This window comes from Kitasatospora sp. NPDC058190, assembly GCF_042883685.1.
Classification (GTDB): domain Bacteria; phylum Actinomycetota; class Actinomycetes; order Streptomycetales; family Streptomycetaceae; genus Kitasatospora.
In genome coordinates, this window is sequence record NZ_JBHVVI010000040.1 from 57,955 (window position 1) to 69,331 (window position 11,377).

The window sequence follows — 11,377 nt, forward strand, 5'->3', positions numbered from 1 at the left end:
CATGACGGGCGGTAGGCGTCAGGTGATGCGCGCCTTCTCGCGGGAGCAGCGGGTGTGCCGGCCGTCGGCCACCAGTGTCCTGGTGCGGTCGAGGGCGTCCCACACGTCGGTGAAGCGGGTGTACGCCGGGGACGGCCCGATCCGGAGCCGGTCCGGCTCCCGGTAGTCGCAGACGACACCCGCCTCCTCGGCCAGCGCCCGGCAGATCCGCCAGGCGTCCGGGTGCCACAGCGTGAGGTGCGAGCCGCGCCGGTCCGGCTCCTCGGGCGAGGCCAGGCGGAAACCGAGCGGTTCGAGCCAGCGAGCCGCGAGGTCCGCGGTGAGTTCCCCGAGCAGCCGGCCCTTGGCGCGCAGCCGGTCGATGCCCGCCTCCTCGACCAGGTCCAGTGCGGGCACCAGCGCGGCCGTGGAGAGCATCGGCGGTGTTCCCGCCAGGAACCGGTCGATCGTCCCGATGGGGTCGAACTCCGCCCCCATCGCGAACTGGTCGCGCTGGCCGAACCAGCCCTGGATCGGCTGCCGCAGCCGCGGCTGCAATGAGCGCCGCACGTAGAGGAAGGCAGGCGAACCGGGGCCGCCGTTGAGGTACTTGTAGGTGCAGCCGACCGCGAGGTCCGCGCCGTCCTCGGTGAGCCGGACCGGCACCGCCCCGGCCGCGTGCGAGAGGTCCCACAGGACCAGCGCCCCGACCTCGTGGGCCATCCGGTTGATCGCGGCCATATCCGCCAACGCCCCGCTGCGGTAGGCGACGTGGGACAGGACGACAAGGGCGACATCGTCGTCGAGCACGGCCCGGAGCCGGTCGAGATCGATCCCCCGGTCGATGTCGGAGTGCACCGTGCGCAGGGCGAGGCCGCGTTGCCGGGCCAGCCCCTGGGCGACGTACCGGTCGGTGGGGAAGTCGTCCGCGTCGACGACGAGGGTGCGCCGGTCCGGGGCGAGGTCGAGCGCCGCCCAGGCCAGCTTGTAGAGGTTCACGGTGGTCGAGTCGGAGAGCGCTACCTCCCCCGGGCCGGCGCCGAGGACGTGCTCCGCGAGCCGGTCGCCGATCCGGCGGCCCCAGTCGATCCAGTCGTTCCAGGACCGGATCAGGCCACGGCCCCAGCCGTTGCGGACGACGTCGGCCAGGAAGTCCGGGGTGTCGACCGGGAGACGGCCGAGCGAGTTGCCGTCCAGGTAGATCAGGTCCGGATCGGGGTGCGCGAACCGCTCGCGCAGGAACCCGAGCGGGTCGGCCCGGTCGTACTGTTCGGCCTCCTCCCGGGTGCCGTCGAAGCGAACCGCCAGCGGTGTGCGTCCGTCGATCATCGTGCCGTCCCCTCCGTGGGTCGTCGGTCGCCGGGTCGGTCCACGGACCGGTCGTCCTGGCCGTCCCGGTCGCCCGGCCGGTCGTGGTCGAGCAGCCCCATCCGGGTCAGGACGGCGTGGCCGAGCGGCGTCGACGGATCGGCCAGGTCGTAGGGCAGGTCGAAGTGGTTGCGCGCGGGTTCGACGATGCCCTCGGCGAGGGCGCCCCGGCGGCGCAGGGCGTCGGCCATCAGGTCGTGCTGCCGGACGTACTCCTCCGTCTCGATCCCACCGCGCGCCACCACGACGGGCGGCAGCGCGGCCGGCAGCAGCGCGGCCGGGTTGTTGCGGCGCACCCCGTCCGCGTCCAGCCGCAGGGCCTCGTTGACGTAGCAGCGGCTGATCGGGTCGAGGTCGTAGATGCCACTGAGCATGGTCACCCCGGCCAGCAGGCCGGCCACCCCGGGATCGCCCGGCCCGCCCGGGACCAGGGCCATCGCGGCGAGATGGGCGCCCGCCGAGGTGCCGCTGAGGTGGATCCGCTTCGGGTCGACCCCGAGTTCGGCAGCGTGCTCGTGGATCCAGCGGACGCAGCGGCGGATGCCGGCCACGATCTCGTCCAACGGGGTGTCCGGGGCGAGGCCGTACCCGACGGCGGCGAACGCGGCGCCGGCGCGGCGGAACGGCAGGGCCGCGAACGCCGAGCTGCGTTCCGTGAGGTCCTGCCAGTTGCCGCCGTGCACGAAGATCTGCACCGGCGCGGGCTCTCGCCCGGCCCGCCAGAAGTCGAGCAACTCCGCGGCCCCGGGGCCGTAGCGCAGCCCGGTCCGCACGTCCGGTGCCCGACGGGCCTCGGCGCTGAGGTCGGCGTACTCGTCGAGGTAGTGCGCCAGGCTCGCCACCAGACGGCTCGGCGAGTACTGCCGGTCCAGTTCGGCCCGGCTCAGCGGCGCCCGGGTGGTCGTGGGACGCTTCTCGGCCAGCGCCCCGGAGATGGCGGCGCCGACCTGGACCAGCGAACCCGGACGGGTCAGCAGGGTGCCGTGGTCGCCGGGGACGACGCAGGTCCGGACCTCCCCGGTCAGGTACGGCGCCCAGGCGGCGGCAGTGGCCCCGGGGTCCGACTGGTCGGTGGCGGCGACGAGCAGGATGTCCCCCTCGAACACCGCCGGCCGGTAGTCGATCATCAGGTGGTTGTTGTTGGCGGAGATCGCCATGATCGACCGCAGCCGGTCCTCGTCCAGGGCGCCCAGGGCGCTGCCCCGGCTGCGCAGCAGCTTCATGACCTCCTCGAAGACGAAGGCCTCGTCGTCGAAGAGCTCCGGGTCGATGCCCACCAGCCGCATCAGGTACTCCAGGTGCGGCCGCATGTTCTGGTCGTCCAGGTCGGGCACGTCGTCGTGGCTCAGGCCCAGCCAGCCGGGGTGGACGTCGAGCACCGTCAGCAACTCGACCTTCCGGCCGCGCCGTTGCAGCTCCGTGGCGAGGGCGTGCGCCGCCAGCCCGCCGAACGACCAGCCCAGCACCCGGTACGGCCCGGAGGGGTAGGTCGCCTCGACGTGGTCCGCGTAGTCGGCCGCCATCTCCTCCATCGTGGTCGGGCGCTTCTCCTCGGGCCGCGCCAGGCTGCGCGCCTGCACCGCGTAGACGGGGATGTCGGGCCCGAGGTGCCGGATCAGGCCCATGAAGGACCAGCCGATGCCGCCGCCGGGATGCACGCAGAACATCGGCGGCTCGTTGCCGGTGGCCCGCAGCGGCAGGATGACCTCGTAGCCGCCGTCGGCGTCGCCCATCTCCAGGCGACTCGCCACGCCGGCCGGGGTCGGCGACTCGAAGAGGGCCCGCAGGCCGAAGTCCACGCCGAGAGCCGCGGTGATGCGGGCGATCAGGCGGGTGGCCAGCAGGGAGTGGCCGCCGAGGTCGAAGAAGTTGTCGTCGAGCCCGACCGAGGGCACGCCGAGCAGTTCGGCGAACAGCTCGCACAGCACCTGCTCGTGCGGCGTGCTCGGCGGCCGCACGGCCGCGCCGGTGCGCGGATCGTGCCGGGGCAGTGCGGCGCGGTCGAGCTTGCCGTTCGGGGTCAGCGGCAGCGCGTCCAGCGGGACGAACACCGACGGCACCATGAAGGCGGGCAGGCGGTCCTGGGCGAGCTCGCGCAACGAGGCCACCAGCGCGGCGTCGCCGCGCGCCGCGGTCGGGTCATTGGTGAAACGGCCCGCCGGCTCGCGGGTCGCGGTCCCGTCCACCGCGGCGGCGGACGACACCGATCCGAGGGTGATCGGCAGGGGGTCCGTCGCCCTGTTCAGCGCGGTGGCCTCGGCGAACAGCACGTCCATCCGGTCCCTGGCGGTGCCGGACCAGGTGACGGCGACCCGGTAGGACAGCCGCTCCCCCAGCTCGTACCAGTCGTCGACCGTGGTCTCGGCGTCGGGGGCGGGCGACACCTCGCCGGAGCGCAGCGCGTTGGCGAGCGCCACGTCGGCCGTGACCCTCGGGTTGGGCACGTCCGTGACGACCAGCGCGGTGGGCCGGGCGGTCCCGAGCCGCTCCGCCACCCCGGCCGGGCCGCCCGAGCCCGCCCAGTCCACGGTGTCGGGGGCCAGGATGTCGGCGGTAGGGGTTTCAGGGGCGGGGGTCCGTTTGCGCAGCACCACGTCGTAGCGGAAGCGCGTCAGCTCGGTGTCGTGGCGGCCCCGCTTGAGCCGGACCGACACCTCGCCCAGTTCCGGCAGTCGGGCCCGGAGCGCGGTGAAGTAGTCCGGGTCGATGAGGAGTTCGTTCTCCAGCCGGGTCGCCTGGGCGACGGCGTCGCGCAGCGCCGACAGGTCGTGGGTGCCGAGCCGGCTCGCCTGCACCCCGGCGGCGAAGGCGTCGAGCAGCCGCAGGTTGCGGACGTCGCCGACGAAGACCGAGCCGCCGGGGGCCAGCAGCCGGAGCGCGGCGCCGAGGACGTCGGCCAGGTAGTCGGCGTTCGGGAAGTACTGGACCACCGAGTTGAGCACCACGGTGTCGAAGTGGCCGTCCGGCAGACCGTCGAGTTCGTGCGCGGCCAGGGTCAGCACCCGGACGTGGTCGGCCGACGCGGGCTCGGCCGCGAGCCGCCGCCGCAGCGCATCGACGACCGGCGCGGAGAAGTCCGTCCCGACGTACTCCCGCACGTCGGGCGCCAGGCGGGCGAGGAGCAGGCCGGTGCCGACGCCGATCTCCAGGATCCGCGTCGGGTTCAGCTCCCGGATCCGGTCGACGGTGTGCCTGCGCCACTCCCGCATGGCGTGGCCGGCGATGGGCTGACCGTCGTAGCTGCTGGTCCAGCCGGTGAAGTCCTCCCCGAGGGCCTGGTCGCGCTCGGGTGCGTACAGGGAGTCGTGCACCTCCAGCCATTCGCCGACCTGCTCGGCCTCGACCTGCCGGTCGCGTTCGGAGGTCCCCGCCACGACGTAGGCGACGAGTTGGGCCTCGTCGGCGACGTCACGGCGCATCACCGCCGCGACCTGGGTGACGCCCGGGTGCTCCAGCAGGGCCGCCTCGATCTCGCCGGGCTCGATCCGGAAGCCGCGCAGCTTCACCTGCTGGTCGACGCGGCCCGCGTACTCCAGCACGTGGTCCGGGGTCCACCGCGCGAGGTCGCCGGTGCGGTACATGCTCAGGCCGGGCGGTCCGTAGGGGCAGGCGATGAACCGTTCGGCGGTCAGGCCCGGCCGGCTGAGGTAGCCACGGGCGAGCCCGGTCCCGGCGAGGTACAGCTCGCCGACCACGCCCGGCGGGACCGGCCGCAGCGCGGCGTCGAGCACATAAGTACCCATGTTCGCCATCGGCTGCCCGATCGGCACCGACGTCCCGAGCGCGGCAGCGTCGGCTGCGGGCACCGGGTGGTAGCTGGCGAAGGTGGTCGCCTCGGTGGGGCCGTAGCCGTCGACCACCAGGAGCTGCGGGAAGAGGTCCAGCAGCCGCCGCACGGAGGCGACGGAGACCGGCTCACCGCCGGCCCAGACCTGTTCGACCGCCGCGAAGCACTCGGGCTCCAGATCGACCATCAGGTTGAACAGCGAGCTGGTCAGCCAGAGCGAGGTGATGCCCCGACGCACGATGACGTCGGCCAGGGTGTGGGCATCGAGCTCTCCCGGCGGGGCCAGCTCGATGCGCCCGCCGGTCAGCAGCGGCACCCAGAGTTCGTACGTCGACAGATCGAACGCGAGGGGCGAGTGCAGCAGCACCCGGCGCTGGGCGCCGCCCTGCCAGCACGGGTCGGCGACGAAGTCGGCAATGTTGCGGTGGGTGACGACGACTCCCTTGGGTCGGCCCGTCGAGCCGGAGGTGTACATGATGTACGCGGCATCGTCCCCGGCGGTCTGCACCTCCGGCGGCAGGGCCGCGTCGAGCGCGTCCGACGTGGAAACCGGTTTCGGGTCGAGCGCCAGGACCGGGGTGCCGTAGTCGCCGACCTCAGCCCGGGAGGCTGGGTCGGTGAGTAGCAGCACGGCGCCCGTCTCCTCCAGGACCAGCCGCTGCCGGGACGCCGGATAGCGGGAGTCGAGCGGGACGTAGGCCGCCCCGGCCCGCAGTACCGCGAGGATCGCCGCGACCAGCACGGGCGAGCGCTGCATCAGCAGCGCCACCGTGCTGCCCCGGGTGACCCCGTGCTCGGCCAGTACCGCGGCCAACCGGGCGGACCAGCGGTCGAGTTCGGCAAAGCTGAGGGAGCCGTCCTGGTCGGCCACCGCGACGTCGTCCGGGGCCGCCGCAACCCGGGCGGCGAACAACTCGGGGAGTCCGGCCGTCCCGGTCGCCATCGCCGGGCCGACCGCGGCGGCGAGCATCTCGTGCCGCTCGTGCGCGGCCAGCAGCTCCAGCCTGCTGACCGGGCGGTCCGGGCCCGCCGTCGCCGACTCCAGCAGCTGGACCCACCGTGCGAAGAGGTCGCGCACGGTCGCGGCGTCGTACAGGTCGCTCGCGTACTCGACGACGCCGGTGATGCCGACCGCCGAACCGTCCTGGCCGCGCTGCTCGGCGAGGCTGAAGAAGAGGTCGAACTTGGCGGTGCCAGTGCGCCCGGGGGCGGCCTCGACGCGTAGGCCGGGGAGCTGGAAGGTGCCTTCCGAGGCGTTCTGGAGGGCGAACATCACGCCGAAGAACGGGTGCCGGCCGAGCGAGCGCGGCGGGTTGAGCTTCTCCACCAGGTATTCGAACGGCACGTCCTGGTGCGCGTACGCGGCCAGCGCGGTCTCCCGCACCCTGCCGACCAGCTGCTCGAAGGTCGGATCGTCGGACAGGTCGGTCCGCAGCACCAGCGTGTTGACGAAGAAGCCGACCAGCTCGTCCAGTGTCTGGTCGGTGCGCCCGGCGATCGGGCTCCCGGTGACGATGTCGGTGCCGGCGCCGAGCCGGTTCAGCAGGCCCGCCAGGCCCGCCTGGAGGACCATGAACAGGGTCGCGCCGCAGCCGCGCGCAAGGTCGGTCAGCCGCGCGTGCAGCTCGGCCGGGATTCGCACGGTCACGTAGTCGCCGCGGTAGGACGCGACCGCCGGCCGCAGCCGGTCCGTGGGCAGCTCCAGCCCCGCCGGCGCTCCGGCAAGGTGCTCCGTCCAGTGGGCGAGCTGACGGGCGAGCAGGCTGTCGGGATCGTCCTGGTCCCCGAGCAACTCGTTCTGCCAGAGCGTGTAGTCGGCGTACTGGACCGGCAGGTCGTCCCAGTCCGGTGCCGCCCCGGCCGTGCGCGCGGCGTACGCCCGGGCCAGGTCGGCGGCGAGCGGGCCGAGCGACCAGCCGTCGCCCGCGATGTGGTGCACCACCAGCAGCAGGACGTGCTCGTCCTCGGCCAGCCGGAACAGTTCCGCGCGCATCGGCGGCTCGGTGGCCAGGTCGAACGCGTACCGCGCGGCCGCTTCCAGCGCCGCCGGCAGCTCCTCCCCCGTGACCGTCCGGTCGTGCAGGCGCACGTCCGCCGACTCCGGCGCGAGGATGACCTGCCGAGGCACTCCCCCCTCGTCCGGGAACACCGTGCGCAGGCTCTCGTGCCGGCCGACGACGTCGGTGAGCGCGACCTGGAGGGCCTGCCGGTCGAGCGTGCCGGTCAGCTTGAGGCCGAGCGGGATGTTGTAGGCCCCGCCGAGCCCCTCCATCTGGTGGATGAACCAGAGCCGGCGCTGGGCGAACGACAACGGCAGCACCTCCGGACGCTCCCGGCGCACCGGCGCCGTGCGGGCCGTGCCCGCCTCGTCGAGCCGGGCCGCGACGCCGGCCGGGGTGGCGGCCTCGAACAGCACGCGCAACGGCAGTTCGACGCCGAACATCGCGCGCAGCCGGGCGATGAGCTGGGTCGCCAGCAGCGAGTGGCCGCCGAGGTCGAAGAAGCCGTCGTGCACGCCGACCCGGGCCAGGCCGAGCACCTGGGCGAAGAGGTCGCAGACGATCTGCTCCTGCGGCGTGCGTGCCTCGCGGGCGGAACCGCTCACCACGAGGTCCGGCGCGGGCAGCGCCGCCCGGTCGAGCTTGCGGTTGGGCGTCAGCGGCAGGGCGTTCAGCAGGACGAACGCCGACGGCACCATGTAGTCGGGCAGCTGCTCGCGGACGTGCTCGCGCAGGCGGCCGATGAGGGCGCCGGTGTCGCGTCCGGTCAGCGGGCTGTTGGTGAAGGACGCGAGAGCGGCCCGGGACGCCGGGGAGACGGCCGGCCGGTAGAGGTCCACCGGCGGGATCGCGACCGTGTCCGCGTCAAGGTCGACGCCGACGACCGTGAAGACGGCCTCCAGGGCGTTCGGGTCGGACGCCGACCAGGTGACCCACGCCCGGACACCGTGCTCGGCCGCCAGATCGTACAGGTCCTCGGCCTCGACCCCGCCGCCGGCCGGCGCGTCGGGCAGGCGGGTGCCGTCCCGGACCGCCTTCGCGAGGGCCGCCTCGTGTGCGATCCGCCCGTTCGGGATCCCGGTCAGATGCACGGCCGCGGGCCGTTCGCCGCCCAGCAGCGCGGCCAGCGCGGCGAAGCCATCGGCGGACCAGGACAGCGGCGTGGCGGAGCCGATCCGATGTACGGGGCCACCCTTCTTGCGCAGCACGACGTCGTACCGGTAGCGGGTCATCTCGTTCTGCGCCCGGCCGCGCTTGACCTGGATCGTGTGCCCGACCAGCTCGGGGACCCGGCCCTGCAGCACGGTGAAGAACTCCGGATCGACCAGGAGTTCCTTCTCCAGGATCACACCGTGCTCGACCGCCCGGCGCAGCTCGTCGGGGCCGTCGCCGGTGCCCCGGCGGGCGACCTGGACGCCGGTGGCGAAGGTGCGTTGCAGGCGCAGGTTCCGGACGTCGCCGAGGAAGACGGCGCCGCCGGGGGCGAGCAGCCGCAGCGCGGCGGTGATCACGCGCTCCAGGTAGCCTGCGTTCGGGAAGTACTGGATCACCGAGTTCAGGACGACCACGTCGAAGTGCCCCGCGGGCAGCCCCTCGTCCTCGTGCGCGGCCTGCACCAGCAGCCGGACCCGGTCGGCGAGTTCCGGGTCGGCTGCCACGTGCCCGCGCAGCGTTCCGATCACCGACGGCGAGATGTCCGTGCCCCAGTACTCCTCGCAGTCCGGGGCCAGCCGCGACAGGAGCAGGCCGGTGCCGACGCCGATCTCCAGGACGCGCCGCGGCCGCAGTTCACGGATCCGCTCCACCGTGCGGTCGCGCCACTCGTGCATCTCGTCGAGCGGCACGGGCCGGCCGTCGTAGCTACTGTTCCAGCTGGCGAAGTCCTCGCCGAAGGGCGCGGGGCCGGACGAGGCGTACAGCGCATCGTAGAGGTCCCGCCAGGCGTCGACCTGTTCGTCGTCGAGCGGCCGGCCCGCGTCGGCGGCCGCGCCCTCGGTGTCGGGCACGACGTAGGCCACGAGGCGCCGGTCGCCCGGCCGGTCCTCGCGGACCACGGCGGCGGTCCGGGCGACCTCCGGGTGGGCGGCGAGCACGGACTCCACCTCGCCCAGCTCGATCCGGAAGCCGCGGAGCTTGATCTGGTGGTCCGAGCGGCCGATGAACTCCAGCTGCCCGTCGGGGGTCCAGCGGGCGAGGTCGCCGGTGCGGTACATGCGGGTGCCGGCGGGGCCGTACGGGTCCGCGGTGAAGCGCCCGACCGTCAGGGACGGCCGGCCGAGGTAGCCGCGGGCCAGCCCGTCGCCGGCGACGTACAGCTCGCCGATCGAGCCGGAGGGCACCGGTTGGAGCCACTCGTCCAGGAGGTAGACCCGGGTGTTGCGGATCGGGCGGCCGATCGCGGTGCCGGTCCGGCCGGTCAGCGCGGCGGCCGTCGACCAGACCGTCGTCTCGGTCGGTCCGTAGACGTTGAACACCTCGCGACCGACGGTGCGCAGCCGGTCGGCCAGGGCGGCCGGCAGCGCCTCGCCGCCGACCAGGATCCGCAGTGCGCGCAGACCGTCGAGGTCGTGTGACGCGACCATCTGCCACCAGGACGGCGTCGCCTGCAACACCGTCACACCGGTGCGATGGATCAGATCGACCAGGGCGGCGGGGCGGGTGACGGTCTCCTCGGCGGCGAGGACGACCCGCGCGCCGCTGATCAGCGGCAGGTACAGCTCCAGCGCCGCGATGTCGAACGCGACCGTGGTCACCGCGAGCAAGGCGTCCTCGGCTCCCATCGGCACGAGGTCGCGCAGACCGAGCAGCAGGTTGGTCAGCGCCGCATGCTCGACGACGACGCCCTTCGGCCGTCCGGTCGACCCGGAGGTGAAGATCACGTACGCGGCGTCGCGTGGTCCGACCGCCGGGCCCGGCAGCCCGTCCCGTGGCGCGCTCGCGATCGCGGCCTGGACGTCCGGGTCGTCCAGCGACACCGCCGACGTGGCGTCGGGCAGGTCCGGCAGGTCCGCCAAGGACGGCCCAGTGCCCACGATCAGGGCCGGGCGCGCCTCCCGCAGGATCAGCCCGGTCCGCGCCGCCGGATGCTTGGGGTCCAACGGGACATAGGCGGCACCGGTCTTGGCGATGGCCAGCAGGACGGTGACCAGGTCCGCCGCGCGCGGCATCGCCACCGCTACCAGCCCTCCCGGACCGGCTCCGCGCCGGGCGAGGACGTGGGCCAGCCGGGTCGACCGCTCGTGCAGCGCCCCGTAGCTCAGCACCTCGTCGCCGGCCAGCACGGCGGGGGCGTCCGGCGTCGATCCGGCCTGCCGGGCGAACAGTTCGACGAACGGGACGGACCTGCCCTCCTCGCGGCGCGTCGCGTTCCGGTCGTGCAGCAACGCTCGCCGCTCGGCGGCGTCCAGGACCTCGATCTCCCCGAGCCGCTGCGACGGGTCGGCGGCGACCTCCTCCAGCAGCCGCGTCCAGCGGCGGAACAGGCCGCGCACGGTCTCGGCGTCGTAGAGGTCCGAGGCGTACTCGACCGCACCCTCGACGCCGGCCGGCGCGCCGCTCTCGTCCCGGTGCTCGGCCAGGCTGAAGAACAGGTCGAACTTGGCGGTGCCGGTGCGGGCCTGGCCGACCTCGACCTCCAGGCCGGGCAGCTCGAAGCGGCTCTCGGGGGCGTTCTGGAGGGCCAGCATCACCTGGAACAGCGGATGGCGGCCCAGCGAGCGCGGCGGATTGAGCACCTCGACCAGGTATTCGAAGGGGACGTCCTGGTTGGCGTACGCGTTCAGCGCGGTCTCCCGCACCTGGCGGACCAGCTCCTCGAAGGTCGGGTTGCCGGCGGTGTCGGTGCGCAGGACCAGGGTGTTGACGAAGAAGCCGATGAGGTCGTCGAGGGCTTGGTCGGTGCGTCCGGCGATCGGGCTGCCGATCGGGATGTCGTCGCCCGCGCCGAGCCGGGACAGCAGAGCGGCCAGGCCCGCCTGGAGCACCATGAACAGCGTGGCACCGGTGCGCCGGGCCAGGGTGTCCAGCGCCCGGTGGAGCCGGGCGTCCATCTCGACCGTCAGGTAGTCGCCCCGGTAGGACGCCACCGTCGGCCGCGGCCGGTCGGCGGGTAGCGCCAACTCCTCCGGAAGGTCTGCCAACTGGGCTGTCCAGTAGGTGATTTGTTGGGTGAGGAGGCTGTTGTGGTCGTGGTGGTCGCCGAGGAGGTGGTTTTGCCAGAGGGTGTAGTCGGCGTATTGGACGG

The 11,377-nt window shown here is 73.6% G+C and carries 2 protein-coding genes; both read right to left on the reverse strand.

What is annotated here, in order from left to right:
- Positions 1 to 18 precede the first annotated feature (18 nt).
- Entirely contained in the window at positions 19 to 1,308 is a 1,290-nt protein-coding gene (kynU, locus tag ACFVWU_RS20010; RefSeq protein ID WP_387622489.1) for a kynureninase, read from the reverse strand.
- The coding region (locus tag ACFVWU_RS20015; protein ID WP_387622492.1) for an amino acid adenylation domain-containing protein at positions 1,305 to 11,377 on the reverse strand (10,073 nt) is incomplete at its 5' end. The genes kynU and ACFVWU_RS20015, both read right to left, overlap by 4 nt.

Excerpts from the sequence above, each read along its gene's own strand:
- kynU (WP_387622489.1), bottom strand. The coding sequence starts at position 1,308 with ATGATCGACGGACGCACACCGCTGGCGGTTCGCTTCGACGGCACCCGG.